Below are 14666 nucleotides of genomic sequence, written 5' to 3' on the forward strand. Positions count from 1 at the left end.
GTCACCCGCTGAGCCACCGTTATCGCGAGCAGGCTCGCTCCCACAGGGTAGGGGGCATCGCTTTTGTGACATCCCTCACACTGGATTGGCGGTGGTCAGATGAACACAATTTCATAGGGCAAACCCATGCGATCAAGAATGACCCGTGGCACCAACGGTGCGATGCCGCTGGCGGGCTCACCGTTGAGTTGGCTGGCGTAGGCGTGCATGGCGTGCCGTTTGCGGGCGGTGGTCCAGATATCCAGGCGCAGCTTGCGGGCCCGGTGCCAAGGGATCTTGTTTTGCTCACGGACCGGCCAGTGCCAGGCCCACACCGGCAGCTCAATGAACACCGCCTCAATGCTTTCGGCGGCCAGGGCCCCGGCGCGGCCAACGGCATCATGGTCGCTGTCACCATCCTTGCGCCAGGTACTGAACACAACGTCGCCCGGCTTCAAGTACCGAGCGATGAAAGCGCTCAGTTGGGCCTCATGGTCGGCGAGGGTTTTTTCCGGGAAACCACCGCGCACCCACTGCATGCCACGGGCCGGTACCCCCAGGCGATGCAGGGCGTCCACGCTTTCCTGGGGATGGGGGCGGTAGGCATGCTGGCGCTCATCGGTCCACAGCGGTGAGCCGGGATGGCTGATGCTGCCGTCGGTGACCGAGATCAGCAAGATGGGATGACCCAGATTGCTCAGCAACTGGAGCAGACCGCCACAGGCGCCGACCTCATCACCCGGATGCGGAGCAAGGATGACGGCGCGTGCGCCAGCGGGAATAAGGGTCTGGGTACTGATGATGGGAATGTCGGCCAGCTGGGGGGCGCTGTTCCATATTTGCGGATGCTGTCGACCTGGCAAGCGAGAAGCGAGTTTCATGAGAGACGTCCCTGTTTGTATTCAATCTTTCAGCCATGCACCGGGCCGATTGCCCGGTGGTGCCCACCAGGGCCTGACTGCGAGCGGCGATGTTCCGATCCTGGAATCTACCGCTCGCCAAGTATTGATCATGTTGGGCGATTCGTCGCGCCCCATGTTGTTGCGAATGCTGTTTTTCTGCGCGGGGACTTGAGCGGGTGAACAAACCGCGTCCCTGCGGTTGTGTTTTTTCACCCGTTTATCGAAGGTTTATTCCTCCTCCTCACGTTGCAACTCGAACAACAACAGCGAGCGGCCGGTGACGGAGTATTCGTAGTCAAAATCGAAACGCTCCTGGCCACGCACCTTCGGCTGGTTAGTGTCGACCATGCATGTCCAGAAACTGCCTTCGGGCACTTCCGGCAGGCGGAAGTTGACGATGTCGTGATGGGCATTGACCACCAGAAGCAGGGTCGCGTTGCCACCCTTGCGACGAATACCGGTTTCCTGGGCGCGCCCGTCCATCAGCATGCCCAGGCACCGACCGTGGCCGTCGTGCCATTGCTCGGTGGTCATCTCGCTGCCATCGGGGGCCAGCCAGGTGACATCCTTGACGCCCAGGTCTTCGTTGTAATTGCCCACCAGGAACCGCCCGCGCCGCAGGATCGGGTAGGTCAGGCGCAGTTTGATCAGACGCTTGACGAACTTGAGCAGCGCCTCGCCATCCTCACTGAGGTCCCAATTGACCCAGCCGATCTCGCTGTCCTGGCAATAGGCGTTGTTGTTGCCGTGCTGGGTCCGAGCGAACTCATCGCCAGCGACGATCATCGGCGTGCCCTGGGCCAGCAGCAAGGTCGCAAAGAAGTTGCGCATCTGTCGCTGACGCAGTTCATTGATCTCAGGATCGTCTGTCGGGCCTTCGACGCCATGGTTCCAGGACAGGTTGTTGTTGCTGCCGTCCTGATTGTTTTCGTCGTTGGCTTCATTGTGTTTGTCGTTGTACGACACCAAGTCGTGCAGGGTAAAACCGTCGTGGGCGGTTACGAAGTTCACCGAGGCGTATGGGCGACGACCGCGCTGGTTGAACATCTCGCCTGAGGCGGTCATGCGGCTGGCAAAGTCGGCGAGTTGGCCGTCGTCGCCTTTCCAGAATGCGCGCACCGTGTCGCGGAATTTGTCGTTCCACTCCACCCAACCTGGCGGGAACCCACCCACCTGATAACCACCAGGGCCGCAATCCCACGGCTCGGCGATCATTTTCACCTGGCGCAACACTGGGTCCTGGCGACAGGCGACGAGGAAACTGTGGCGCTCGTCGAAGCCATCGTGGTATCGACCCAGAATAGTCGCCAGGTCGAAACGGAAGCCGTCGACGTGCATCTCCGTGGCCCAGTAGCGCAGGGAGTCGGTGACCATCTGCAACACGCACGGGTGACTTAGGTCCAGGGTGTTGCCGGTGCCGGAATCGTTGATGTAGTAGCGTTTGTCATCCGGCATCAGCCGGTAGTACGAGGCATTGTCGATGCCGCGCATGGACAGGGTAGGGCCTTGCTCGTTGCCTTCAGCGGTGTGGTTGTAGACCACGTCGAGGATGACTTCCAGGTTGGCCTCGTGCAGGTGCGCAACCATCTCCTTGAATTCGGCGATTTTGCCGCTGGCCAGGTAACGCGGGTCCGGGGCGAAGAAGGCAATGCTGTTGTAGCCCCAGTAGTTGGTCATGCCCTTGTGCAGCAGGTGCTGGTCATTGACGAACGCGTGGACGGGCAGCAGCTCCACCGATGAAACACCCAGCTTGCGGATGTGTTCGAGCACATCGTCCACCATCAATCCGGCGAAGGTGCCTCGCAGGTTTTCCGGGACAGAGGGGTGGCGCATGCTGATACCGCGAACATGGGTTTCATACAGGATGGTCTTGTCCCACGGCACACTGACACGCTGGTCGTTGCCCCAGGTGTGGGCCGGGTCGATGACTTTGCATTTGGGTACGAAGGGCGCGCTGTCGCGTTCATCGAAACTCAGGTCGCCGTCCGGGTGGCCGATGGTGTAGCCAAACAGTGCCTCGGACCACTTCAGCTCGCCGACCAATTGCTTGGCGTAGGGGTCGATCAGCAGTTTGTTGGGGTTGAAGCGGTGGCCATTCTCCGGGTCGTAAGCGCCATAGACCCGGTAGCCATAGATCATCCCCGGATGGGCGTCAGGCAGATAGCCGTGGTAAATCTCGTCGGTGTACTCCGGCAGCTCGATACGCTCGAGCTCGACTTCGCCGGTATCATCGAAAATGCACAGTTCAACCTTGGTGGCGTTCGCTGAGAACAGCGCGAAATTGACCCCCAGGCCATCCCACGTCGCACCCAGCGGGAAAGGCAGCCCTTCACGAATCCGCGAAGCCTCGATAACGGGCGGCGGCGTAGTGTTTTTTGGATGGGTCATAGTTGCTCCTGCAAAAGACAGACAGATACGGCAATGCTGTTCACTTAAAATCTATTCGTTTCACTGTGGCGAGGCAGCTTGCTCCCGCTGTGCCGCCTAGCGGCACCATTGATGGACACCGCGCATCCAGGCGTCGGCCTGGTGTGGCGTCAGCACGCGCCCTTGTCAGCACGGGGGCGCATGCCCTTGAGGCGGATGTCAGGTATGGATCAGTTAGCCGGCGGCTTGCGCGGCGCTCGTGGCTTTTTCTCCACAGGTTTTTCCGCCGCGGTGCTGACAGCGGCAGGTTTGGCTGCAGGCTTGGCCTTGGGCGTAGTGCTTTTCGTGGCAGGCTTGGCTGCGGTGCTCTTGGTCGCGGCAGGCTTGCTCGCCGCTGGTTTACCGGCGGCCTTGGCGGGTTTGCTCGGTGCCAGGGCTTCGGCCTCGGCAAGTTTGCGAGCCATCTCCCAGTGGCGTTTTTCCTGCCCGGCAGGCTTACCCTCGGATTCCCAGATCTGATAGGCGAATTCACGAATGCGTTTATCGTCGGTACTCATCGCAGTGCTCCTGACTGAACTCAAGATTGGATAAAGACATTGACCGGGAAATCCCCCAGCGCGTCGCTGACCATCAGCTCCCTTTGGGGTGTGACTGCCGCGCTGGAAAAAAGTCCCTTCAGTTTTTCATCCCCACGGGCAAACGGTAGTGATACGCGGGTGTCGCCCCAGTCCGATGCAGCCACCAGCGGCACGGCACCGTTTTCCAGCAGGCGAGCTGCATGGATCGGTACCACTATGATTGCCCGTTGTTGCTCATGCTCACGCATAAAGGCCAGGACCCGTTCGGCCTGCGCGCCAACCACTTGCAATGGCTGATAGCGGCCTTGCTGGAACAGCTGCAAGTGTTCGGTGCGTACGGCCAGTGTCCTGGCGATCAACGCTTGCTTGACCCTGCCATCGCGCCAAGTGCTTACCAGTTGCGCTGGGGTGCCTGGTGTTTGCATTGCCTCGCGGCGCGCCAGGAAATCCACCGGGCGGCGGTTGTCCGGATCCACCAGGCTGAAATCCCAGAACTCATTACCCTGGTACAGGTCCGGTACACCAGGCACAGTCATGCGCAGCAAGGTTTGCGCCAAACTGTTGAGGGCGCCCGCCGGGGCGATGACCTGGACCGCTTCGGCGAGGGCGTTGCGCAGAGGCAGCCCCTCATCACCGAGCAACAGCCGCTCCAGGAACAGTTGGGTCGCCTGCTCATAAGCGTCGTTGACGGCCGACCAACTGCTTTGCAACTTGGCTTCGCGCAAAGCCTTGCGTTGCCATTGCCACATGCGCTCGTTGTAGTCGGCCAGTGCCGTGTGGTCGTGCACATCCAGGTCTAGCGGCCAACTTCCCAGTAGCGCCTGGTACAGAATTAGTTCATCACCGGCTGAAGGAGCGGCGGGGTCGCTGTGCAGCGATGGCGCAAGAATGCGCCACTGGTCCACGCACGCCATGTACCAATCAGCTCGTTCGCTGATGACCGCCAGCCGCGCCCTGGTGTCTTCGCCGCGCTTATGGTCATGGGTGGCGGTGGTCATCAGGTTGTCAGGGAAATGCTCCAGCCGTTCGAGGCAGGCGTCATGAAACGCTTGCGGCGGGGCGCTGAACCGTTCGGTGTTGTAGCCCACGTCATTGCGCGACAGCAGTACTGCCGAACGATAAAGCGCCGTGTCTTCCACGGCCTTGGCGGCGGCTGGCGAGGTCAGTTGCTGGAAGCGCACGCAAGCATGGCGCAGCCGTTTGCGCTGACCACCCCGTGGGCGATCCCGCCAGGGCATCCCGCCGAGCCAGTCGGCCAGGTAGTCGAGCACCGGCCAGTCGGCTTCGCTGAGGGTCTGTCGGGCGTCTTCCAGGCCCTGACGAAAAAACACATCGTCTTCGTTGGAGCGGCCGAGCGGGTTGATGTAGGTGCGGTACACCGGGAAGTGCACGATCAGTTCCTGCAACGCGCGGCGAATGGCGCCGAGGGTCAGGTCACGGGTCATCACGTCGTCCCGCGCGACTTGCAACAGGGCCTGGGCGACGCTTTCGAAGTCTCCGGCCAGGGAACCATTGAGAATCTGTTGACGGGCCAGACGCGCTTCTTCGATGAAGTGCGCCGGTCGCTCGCTGTGGCGACTCCAGAACTCGGCAAGGGGTTCGGCACCGGCCGGGTCATGCTGCAGCAACGAGATCTGGTTCATGAACTCGTAACCGGTACTGCCGTCGATGTTCCAGTCCCGACGCAGGCTCTCGCCATCGCCGAGGATTTTCTCAATGAAAATGGGCAGGTGCCGCGAGGGCGAAAGCGAATCAAGACGCCTGCGCAATTTGCGGCAGTAGCCGCGAGGATCGGCAAGACCGTCGATGTGGTCGATCCGCAAGCCGTCCACCAATCCTTCGGATATCAATTCGAAAATTTTGGCGTGGGTGGCTTCGAACACCGCGGGGCGCTCGACCCGCAGGCCACCCAGCTCATTGACGTCGAAAAAGCGCCGCCAGTTGATGTCGTCCGCCGCCGTGCGCCAACTGGCGAGCCGGTAACTCTGGCGCTCCAGCAATTGATGCAGACGCTCGAACCCCTCGGGTTGCCGGGAGTCGTAGGCGCGCAAGTTCTCTTCGATGGTGGCCTGGATACCTGGCTGGCTGGCCAGCTCTTGCAATTGCTGCTGCAGCGGTCGGGCCAGGGTATGGGCGTCGGTCTGGTAGTTCAGCGTGGTAAAACGCTCGGCCAACGCCTTGAGGGATTCGGCCTGTTCGGATGGCAGCGTTTCGGCAGGTTTGAGTAATTCGCCGTACTGCATGGGGCAGATAGGGAAGTGATGCTCGTAATGCTCGGCCAGGAAGCTGCCTTGTGTGGCATCGAAGCGTAACTTCAGGGTGCCTTCCTGCAAGGCCACTCCGTAGTCGCTGCCTAAAAACGGCAGCAACAGTTGGCCCTCCATCAAGGGGTCGGGAGAATGCCACTGGATATCGAAAAACTCGCCGAAGGGGCTCAAACGTCCCCATTCCAGCAGGTCCTGCCACCAGGGATTGTCATTGCCGCCGACGGCCATGTGGTTGGACACGACATCGAGGATCAACCCCATTCGGTGCTCACGCAGGCTGGCGACCAGGCGTCGAAGCGCCGCTTCGCCGCCCAGTTCCGGGTTCACCTGGGTCGGATCGACCACATCGTAGCCATGCATGGAGCCGGCGCGGGCTTTGAGCAGTGGCGAGGCGTAAATATGGCTGATGCCCAACGATGCGAAGTACGGCACCTGGGGGATGGCATCGTCCAAGGTGAAGCCTTTATGAAATTGCAGGCGAAGGGTCGCCCGCAATGGTTGGATCAACGTCTGATTCATCGGTCACGCTCGTTCGCCTGAAGCCTTGCGCAGGCGAGGATTTCCAGACGCCGGGCGGCGCCCGGGTCATCCAGCAGCACCTGGCTGTCACACGCCAGGCGACGCCGCCAGTTGGGGTGGGTATCGGTAGTGCCAGGCAGGTTGGCCTGCTCGTCGATGCCCAGGGCGTCTTCGAGGGGCAGCAACACCAGCGGCGCACGGGTATGGCCGAGAAAACGCACACTGGCGTCGAGTATCTCGTCGGTATCCTGGTGTTCTTCACGAAAGTTCTGCGGGTCCTGATTCAACACATTGCTCAGGCCTTCACGTTCACGCTCGCGGTGTCTGCGCCAGTCCATCTCGGTGTGGGAATCGATCAGGTCCAGCCGGGCATTCCAGTCGATATCGTGGCCGTGCCACCAGCCATTGAGGGTCGGCAAGTCATGGGTACTGGTCGTGGCCAGGGCATTGTCCGGCCAGTCGAGGATGGGTTTGAAGTGGGTGTTGTCCTGTTCGAACAACAGCACGCGCATGCCGAGGATCGACCGGGCGCTGAGCTTCTCGCGAAGGCCCTCGGGCACGGTGCCGAGGTCTTCGCCCAGGACGATGGCTTGATGGCGATGGGATTCAAGGGCCAGCAGACGCAGCAGGTCGTCCACCGGATAATAAAGGTAGGCGCCATCGCTGGGCGGGGCGTCGTTGGGGATCACCCACAGGCGCTGCAAGCCCATCACATGATCGATGCGCAAGCCGCCGGCGTGGGCGAAGTTGGCCCGTAGCATCTCAATGAACGCGCGAAAACCATTGCGTACCAACCCCTCTGGCGAGAATGCCGAGATGCCCCAGCCTTGGCCGGAGCGGTTGAGGATGTCCGGCGGTGCGCCCACGGTCAACGAGGCGAGCAGTTCATCCTGCCGACTCCAGGCCTGGCTGCCTCCACCATCGGCGCCTACTGCCAGGTCAGCGATCAGGCCAATGCCCATGCCGCTGGATTTAGCCGCGCTCTGGACGCGCTCCAGGCACCGGGTAATCAGCCACTGGCAAAACGCGTAGAAGCCGATTTCGTCGGCGTTCTCCTCGGCAAAATGCGCTAGCGTCGAACTACGCGGGTTGCGCCATTCTTCGGGCCAATGGCGCCAGTCCAGGCTCTCTCCCCGAGCCGCACGTTCGGCCTGCAGGGCTTCGAAGCGGCAATGATTCTCCAGGGGTTCGCCGCTGGTGTGGCGGAAACTGCTGAAATCCTCATGCAATGGATGCTCGCCCTGGCTGAAGCCGTCGTACAGGGCGCGCAGGACTTTCTGCTTGGCCTGGGCCGCCACGGGCCAATCCACCAGCGGTTGTTCTTCCAGATTGCGCAGTTGTTTGGTCAAACCAGTGGCGTCAATGGCCGCGCGCAGCGCGCGTTCGCCGAGAACGGTGCCCGGCGCGGCATAGAGACTGTTGAGGAAGAGCCGGCTGGACGGTGAATAGGGGCTGTAACGGCCGGTGTCGCTGCTGAACATCGCGTGCATCGGGCTGATCGCCAGGGCGTCGGCACCGCGCTCGCCGGCGACCCGTACCAACTCCTCCAGGGCCTGGGTGTCACCGAAACCTCCGTCGCCGGGGCGGCGCAGCGCATATAACTGCGCGCTCAGGCCCCAGGCGCGGGGCGTCGGATTATCTACCGCATCGGCCACGCTATAGCAATGTGCTGGCGCGACCGCCAGGGTGAAATGCTGGTCCTGGATGCTGACGTGCTGGTAACCCACCGGGACCATCCCCGGCAACCTGGCGTCGGCGTCGAGTTTCAGGTTCAGTGTGGCACCATCCTCGAGCTGGATTTCGCAGGGCGTGGCGGCTTCGAAGTAGCGGCTCAGATCCACGCTGGCGCCGACATCGGCGGTGATCAGCGGTGGCAATTGATGATTCTGTTGGTCCTGCTGCAATTGCAGCAGGCTGGCGTCGATTTCCTGGGCGGTCCCGGCTGGATGGCCCAGACCGATGAGGACTGAACGCAAGACGGCGGGCGAGACTTTCTGCGCCCGGCCGTTGGCGTCGATCCAGTCCACCGCCAGGCCCGCTCGGCCGGCGAGAATTTCCAGTTGCGCATCGCTCATAGGCGCTCTCCAGTGATGTTGGGCAAGTTTGCCGCGTGCGTCAGACTGACCAGCGCGCTGTAGGGCGCCAGGGCCCCTTGCTGCAACAGACCCATGGCGTGCTGCGGATGTTCGAAAAGAATCTCGGCCTCTTCTTGAGCGGTATGCTTGACCGGCTGATCGCTGAGGTTCAGGTCAATGCGCAACACGCTGCCGTCGCCCATGCGCCAGCGTGCGCTGACTGCGCCATGGCCCAGCACTTCGGCGTCCAAGGCCTGGGCTCCGGGCAAGCGCGGGACGATCACTTCACGGCGGACTTTCAGCAGTTGTCGATAGAGTGTTTCACTGGCTAGTTGCTCAGCGTGCTGCGCCTCCAGCTCAGGCCTCGACACCTCGAAGGTATCAGCCGCGTTAGGATCCGGGATGCGCTCACGCTTTTCGGGATCGGCAAAGGCACTGAACGCCTTGAACTCGTTGCGCCGACCCTCACGAACCAGCTCCGCCAGCTCGCCGTGATGGCTGGTGAAAAACAGGAAGGGTTGCCGGGCGGCTACTTCATCGCCCATGAACAGAAGCGGAATCATCGGCGACAACAGCAACAAGACCGTCGCCGCTTGCACGGCCTGAGGCGGGGCCAGTTGGTGCAGGCGTTCACCCAGTGCCCGGTTGCCAATCTGATCGTGGTTCTGCAGAAACAGCACGAAGGCGCTGGGGGGCAGGTGACCGCTGGGTTCGCCCCGGGGCTCGCCGTGGCGGTTGATATGGCCCTGGAAGACAAACCCCTGGCTGAGGCAGCGTGCCAATTGTTCCGTCGGCTCTTGGGCATAGTCAGCATAATAGGCGTCGGTTTCGCCGGTCAGCAGCACGTGCAGGGCGTTGTGCCCGTCATCGTTCCACTGGGCGTCATAGCCGTGCTCCAGCAGGCTGGCCTGGTTGTGTTCGTTTTCCACGGTCAACCAGACATGCCGAACCGGATCTACCTGTTCGCGCACCCTGGCGGCCAGTTCCTGGAGAAAATCCGGATCTTCGATCGCATGCACGGCGTCCAGGCGCAGTCCGTCGAAACGGTATTCCAGCAGCCACATTAGCGCATTGTCGATAAAGAAGTCCCGCACCTCGCGGCGCCGGAAGTCAATTGCCGCGCCCCAGGGGGTGTGCTTGTCTTCGCGGAAAAAACCTTTTGCGTAACGGTGCAGATAATTGCCGTCGGGGCCGAAATGGTTGTAGACCACGTCCACAATCACCGCCAGCCCGTGGCCGTGGGCGCTGTCGATCAAGTGCTTGAGCTGTTCCGGCGTGCCGTAGGAGGCCTGGGGAGCGTAGGGCAGGACGCCGTCGTAGCCCCAGTTACGGTCACCGGGAAACTGCGACAGCGGCATCAGTTCGATGGCGGTTACCCCTAATCCAGCCAGGCGCGCCAGGTGCTGTTCGACGCCTTGGAAACCACCGAGGGCGCCGACGTGCAACTCATAGATCACAGCTTCATGCCAGGGGCGCCCGGACCATTGGGTATGGCGCCATCGGTAAGCATGAGGGTCGACCACCACGCTGTGGCGGTCAATGTCACCGGCCTGGGCGCGGGACGCCGGGTCGGGAACCTCCAGTTCGCCGTCGATGTTGTAGCGATAACGAGTGCCGGCGGGGCAGCGGGTCTGGATCATGAACCAGCCATCGGCCTGGGGCAGTAGCGGTATTGAATCTCCAGTGTCGAGTTCGACACTCACAAAAAAAGCATCCGGGGCCCAGAGGGCGAAGCGGGTGTGCTCGGCATCGAGCATGACCGCGCCATGGGTCCAGGTTTCAGGCGTCCTTGACGGCATTGTTACCTCATTGTCTGGCCGATTTACCCAGTGACTTGGCCACTAGCTGTTCATAGAGTTCGGCGTAGGGTTCCACGGCCTTGCACCAGTTGAATGGCGCTGACATGGCCCGGCAGCGCATCGCGTTGAGCAGGTCAGGGAACTCGAAGACCTTGAAGGCCCGGCTCAATGCCTGTTTGTAGCTTTCGGCGGTGGACTCATCGAACAGGAAGCCGGTGATGCCGTCTTCGATGGTGTCCGCCAGCCCGCCGGTATTGCGTGCCACCGGCAGCGAGCCGAAGCGCTGGGCGTACATCTGGCTCAAGCCGCAGGGCTCGTAGCGTGAAGGCATCAGCAGAAAGTCGCTGCCGGCGAACATCCGCCGCGCGTCGGTTTCGTTGAAACCGATGCGTACACCGATGCGTCCGGGAAAACGCAGCGCCAGTTCACGCATGGCTTGCTCTTCCTCCGGTTCGCCGCGACCAATGATCGCGATCTGGCCCCCGGATTCGACGATGAACTCGGCGACGGCTTCGGTCAGGTCCAGGCCTTTCTGGTACACCAGGCGCGATACCACGGCGAACAGCGGGCCGCTGGAGTCGTCGAGACCGAACAGATCGCGTACATGAGCCGCGTTCACGGCTTTGCCTTCCCAGTCACCCATGGCGAACTGGCGGAACAAGTGCGTATCGGTGGCCGCGTCCCAACTCTCATCGATGCCATTGGGAATGCCGCTGAGCAGGCCTTGTTGTGTTTTAGCCGCAAGAAAACCGTCGAGCCCGCAACCGAATGCCGGGGTAGTGATTTCCTGGGCGTAGGTGGCGCTGACCGTGGTGATATGACTGGAGTAGGCCATGCCGGCCTTGAGAAACGACAACTTGCCGTAGAACTCCATGCCTTCCTGCTGCAGCGCGTGCTCCGGGATACCCAGCTCCGGGCATGAGGCCAGGCTCACTACGCCCTGGTATGCCAGGTTGTGAATGGTGAACAGGGTAGGCGTGCGTTGTCCACGCCAGTGCATGTAGGCCGGCGCCAGACCGGCCGGCCAGTCATGGGCGTGGACCAGATCGGGGCACCAGTGGATTTGGGCGAGGTTGGCGGCGATATCAGCTGCGGCCAGGCCCAGCCGGGCGAAGCGAATGTGGTTGTCGGGCCAGTCGCGACCGTTGTTGGCCCCGTAGGGTGAGCCTTCACGGGCAAAGAGTTCCGGACAGATCAGTACGTAGATCACCAGGCCGTCGGCCATGTCCATGCGCCCGATCTTGCAGGGCGGCAGCGCGGCGTGGCCGCCCAGTTCACCGATGATGTGGATCGGGTTGCCGCTGTTCATCACCTGCGGGTAACCGGGGATCAGCACCCGCACGTCATGCAGGCCGGCCATGGCCCGGGGCAGGGCGGAAGAAACATCGCCCAGGCCGCCGGTTTTGACCAGGTCGGCAATTTCCGAGGTTACGAACAATACCTTCTTGCGATTGGGATTCTGCCTGACGACCGGGAGCAGTGCCTTGCCGCCGGTGGCCAGCACCGGTGCCGTCGGCGAGTCAGTCGCCAGCGGAAGTTGAGAACGGACTTGCTGTGGTTCCAAGGCAGCACTGATCATAACTTTCTCCCATTTTCTCGATCTGTTTCCGGCAAGCGCCAGAGCTGTTGTTTCATTGGCCGAATCCTGCGGCCAGGCGCACAAGCGCTACGCAAGGTAAGCAAAGCGCTGCCCAATGCGGTTAAGCGAATCAGGTGAAGGGGCTGCTTCAAGGACTTGCAAGGACTGCACCAGCCGTTGTTGCCCTACCTCTAACCTGACCCGTCGCCGTTGCGAAAAGTTTCCACTTTTTTTCGTCTGGACGACCGGTCGGTTTTCTCCCCGGTTTGGCAGTCTAGGTCAGAACCTAGAGCGGTGCGGCGCGCTTCGTCGAATTGTCCGACAATCAGCTTTGTTGGCGGCAATGTCTTACACGACAAAGCGGGATACGCACCGACGAAGTGCAGTTTCTGGAAACGTAATGGGTGTATGGGGAATGGGGGTGTTTCATCGGCGTGCGCGATGCAATGGCGCGATGCACCATCAGGGGGCGGGTGAAATAGAGGCATTTTAGTGGCCATTGTTGGCCCGGAAATACGCTGTTTCTGTGGGAGCAGGCTTGCTCCCACTTAAAACGTGTTCAGTCGCCAGTGGGGGTCAACAGGCGGATCGGTTTGCCGGCCGCCCAGGCTTGCAGGTCTTCGATCATCAAGGAATAGAACTTCTGATAATTGTTCCGGGTGACGTAACCCACGTGCGGTGTGGCCAGTAGATTTTCCAGGGATCGGAACGGGTGGTCGGATGGCAAGGGTTCCTCGGCGAAGACGTCCAGGGCGGCACCGGCCAGGCGTTTGTCGCGCAGGGCGTCGATCAGGGCGGCTTCATCGACGATTGGACCGCGTGCGGTATTGACCAACAGCGCCTGGGGTTTCATCCAGCCCAGCGCCTGGGCGTCCACCAAACCGCGGGAGCGCTCGCTGAGTACCAGATGCACCGAGAGAATGTCAGCCTGTTCGAACAGTTGCTGTTTACTCACGTAGGTCACACCCACTTCTGCGGCCCGTTCAGCGGTGAGGTTCTGGCTCCAGGCAATCACCCGCATGCCGAAGACCTGGCCGAACTGAGCTACCCGTGTGCCGATGCTGCCCAGGCCGAGGATCGCCAGGGTCTTGCCATGCAGGTCGCCGCCCAAGCCTTGCTGCCATAGCCCGGCGCGCAAGGCATTGGCCTCCTGCACCAGGTTGCGGGTCAGGGCCATGATCAGTGCCCAGGTCAGCTCGGGGGCTGCGTGCTTGTAGCTTTCGGTGCCGCATACCTGGATACCCAGTTCTGCGGCTGTCTTGAGGTCCAGGGCGGCATTGCGCATGCCGCCGGTGAGCAACAGCTTGAGGTTGGGCAGGCGGCACAGCAGGCCTTCGTCGAATGGCGTGCGTTCACGCATCACGCAGATGACTTCGAAGCGGTGCAGGCGCGCGGCGAGGGTGTCGCGCTCGGCAGGGTACTCATGAATAAATGTCACCTGGCCGATGCTATCGAGCACCGACCAGTCCACCACGTCCCGCGCTACGTCCTGCCAATCATCGATGACTGCTATTTGCACCGCCATGGAACACCTCGTCAGGGAATGGGTTTGTTCAGCCAGCCCAGCAAGGCCTGGTGGAACCGGTCCGGCTCCTCCATCTGTGGGGCATGCCCCAGATGGGCGAACTCCACCAGGGTCGACTGGGGAATCAATTGAGCCACCTGCTTGCCCAGCACTTCATACCGGCCCAGTTTGGCTTTCACGGCCGGCGGCGCGATGTCGCTGCCGATGGCGGTGGTGTCGGAGGTGCCGATCATCAGCAGCGTCGGTACTTTCAGGTCCTTGAATTCGTAGTAGACCGGCTGGGTGAAGATCATGTCGTAGATCAGCGCCGAATTCCACGCGACTTGCGTGTGCCCCGGCCCCTTGTTCAGCCCGGCCAGCATGTCCACCCAGCGCTCAAACTCCGGTTTCCAGCGGCCACCATAGTAGGTCTTGCGCTCGTAGTTGCGGATACCGTCGGCGCTGAGTTTCAGTTCGCGCTCGTACCACTGGTCCACTGTACGGTAGGGCACGCCGAGGGCTTTCCAGTCCTCCAGGCCGATGGGGTTGACCATCGCCAGCCGCTCGACCTGATCGGGAAACTGCAAGGCATAACGGGTGGCGAGCATGCCACCGGTGGAGTGGCCGAGCACAATGCTTTTCTGCACCCCGAGGGCCTTGAGCAGGGCCTGTGTGTTGGTTGCCAGTTGGTGGAAGCTGTACTGGTAATGAGCGGGCTTGCTGGACGTACAGAAACCGATCTGATCCGGGGCGATGACCCGGTAACCGGCCTCGCTGAGGGTCTTGATCGAGTCGCCCCAGGTGGCGGCGCAAAAATTCTTGCCGTGCATCAGCACCACGGTGCGGCCATTGACCTCGCCTTGGGCCGGCACGTCCATGTAGCCCATTTGCAACGATTGGCCCTGGGACTGAAGGGGGAAGTGCTTGAGTGTGTAGGGGTATTCGAAGCCTTGGAGTTCCGGGCCATAGGCCGGGCCTTCAGGCGGGTTTTCGGCCTGGGCGAACAGCGGCAGGGCGGCCGTCAGAAACAGGCTGGGTAACCAGCGAGCAGTGGAACGCGACATGGGCAATCTCCTTTGGGCATCCGGCCGATCCTG

Annotated in this window: 9 protein-coding genes; all 9 read right to left on the minus strand. The window is 61.7% G+C overall.

Features of this window, described 5'->3' with window-relative positions; translation table 11 throughout:
• Positions 1–95: 95 nt before the first annotated feature.
• Positions 96–860, minus strand: a complete 765-nt coding sequence (locus MKS85_RS00485) for a PIG-L deacetylase family protein (protein ID WP_047226578.1) — start codon at positions 858–860, stop codon at positions 96–98.
• 249 nt (positions 861–1109) lie between these two features.
• A complete protein-coding gene (gene glgX, locus MKS85_RS00490) occupies positions 1110–3269 on the minus strand; it encodes a glycogen debranching protein GlgX (protein ID WP_047226577.1) in 2160 nt (719 codons plus the stop codon).
• Between the two features lie 209 nt (positions 3270–3478).
• A complete protein-coding gene (locus tag MKS85_RS00495) occupies positions 3479–3805 on the minus strand; it encodes a DUF2934 domain-containing protein (protein ID WP_107322529.1) in 327 nt (108 codons plus the stop codon).
• A 20-nt stretch (positions 3806–3825) separates the two neighbouring features.
• Positions 3826–6612: a malto-oligosyltrehalose synthase gene (locus tag MKS85_RS00500; RefSeq protein ID WP_310662530.1), complete on the minus strand. Its 2787-nt coding sequence runs from the start codon at positions 6610–6612 to the stop codon at positions 3826–3828.
• Positions 6609–8687, minus strand: coding sequence for a 4-alpha-glucanotransferase (malQ, locus tag MKS85_RS00505; protein ID WP_310662531.1), 2079 nt, complete (start codon positions 8685–8687; stop codon positions 6609–6611). Before malQ ends, MKS85_RS00500 begins: the two co-directional genes overlap by 4 nt.
• On the minus strand, positions 8684–10486 hold the full coding sequence (gene treZ / locus MKS85_RS00510; protein WP_310662532.1) for a malto-oligosyltrehalose trehalohydrolase: 1803 nt from the start codon (positions 10484–10486) through the stop codon (positions 8684–8686). Before treZ ends, malQ begins: the two co-directional genes overlap by 4 nt.
• A gap of 7 nt (positions 10487–10493) precedes the next feature.
• Entirely contained in the window at positions 10494–12065 is a 1572-nt protein-coding gene (gene glgA, locus MKS85_RS00515; protein WP_047226572.1) for a glycogen synthase GlgA, read from the minus strand.
• Between the two features lie 559 nt (positions 12066–12624).
• On the minus strand, positions 12625–13590 hold the full coding sequence (locus MKS85_RS00520; RefSeq protein ID WP_047226571.1) for a D-2-hydroxyacid dehydrogenase family protein: 966 nt from the start codon (positions 13588–13590) through the stop codon (positions 12625–12627).
• Between the two features lie 11 nt (positions 13591–13601).
• The gene (locus MKS85_RS00525) at positions 13602–14633 is read right to left on the minus strand and encodes an alpha/beta fold hydrolase (protein ID WP_107322523.1); all 1032 of its coding nucleotides are present in this window, start codon (positions 14631–14633) and stop codon (positions 13602–13604) included.
• Between the last annotated feature and the right edge of the window lie 33 nt (positions 14634–14666).

It is taken from the genome of Pseudomonas sp. JL2 (assembly GCF_031570495.1).
In the GTDB taxonomy this organism is placed as follows: domain Bacteria; phylum Pseudomonadota; class Gammaproteobacteria; order Pseudomonadales; family Pseudomonadaceae; genus Aquipseudomonas; species Aquipseudomonas rhizophila.

What these genes read in the sequence shown, in the direction of transcription:
- MKS85_RS00525 (WP_107322523.1), bottom strand. Translation starts at nt 14,633, where the DNA reads ATGTCGCGTTCCACTGCTCGCTGGTTACCCAGCCTGTTTCTGACGGCC.
- MKS85_RS00495 (WP_107322529.1), bottom strand. Translation starts at nt 3,805, where the DNA reads ATGAGTACCGACGATAAACGCATTCGTGAATTCGCCTATCAGATCTGG.
- malQ (WP_310662531.1), bottom strand. Translation starts at nt 8,687, where the DNA reads ATGAGCGATGCGCAACTGGAAATTCTCGCCGGCCGAGCGGGCCTGGCG.
- treZ (WP_310662532.1), bottom strand. Translation starts at nt 10,486, where the DNA reads ATGCCGTCAAGGACGCCTGAAACCTGGACCCATGGCGCGGTCATGCTC.
- MKS85_RS00485 (WP_047226578.1), bottom strand. Translation starts at nt 860, where the DNA reads ATGAAACTCGCTTCTCGCTTGCCAGGTCGACAGCATCCGCAAATATGG.
- glgA (WP_047226572.1), bottom strand. Translation starts at nt 12,065, where the DNA reads ATGATCAGTGCTGCCTTGGAACCACAGCAAGTCCGTTCTCAACTTCCG.
- MKS85_RS00520 (WP_047226571.1), bottom strand. Translation starts at nt 13,590, where the DNA reads ATGGCGGTGCAAATAGCAGTCATCGATGATTGGCAGGACGTAGCGCGG.
- glgX (WP_047226577.1), bottom strand. Translation starts at nt 3,269, where the DNA reads ATGACCCATCCAAAAAACACTACGCCGCCGCCCGTTATCGAGGCTTCG.
- MKS85_RS00500 (WP_310662530.1), bottom strand. Translation starts at nt 6,612, where the DNA reads ATGAATCAGACGTTGATCCAACCATTGCGGGCGACCCTTCGCCTGCAA.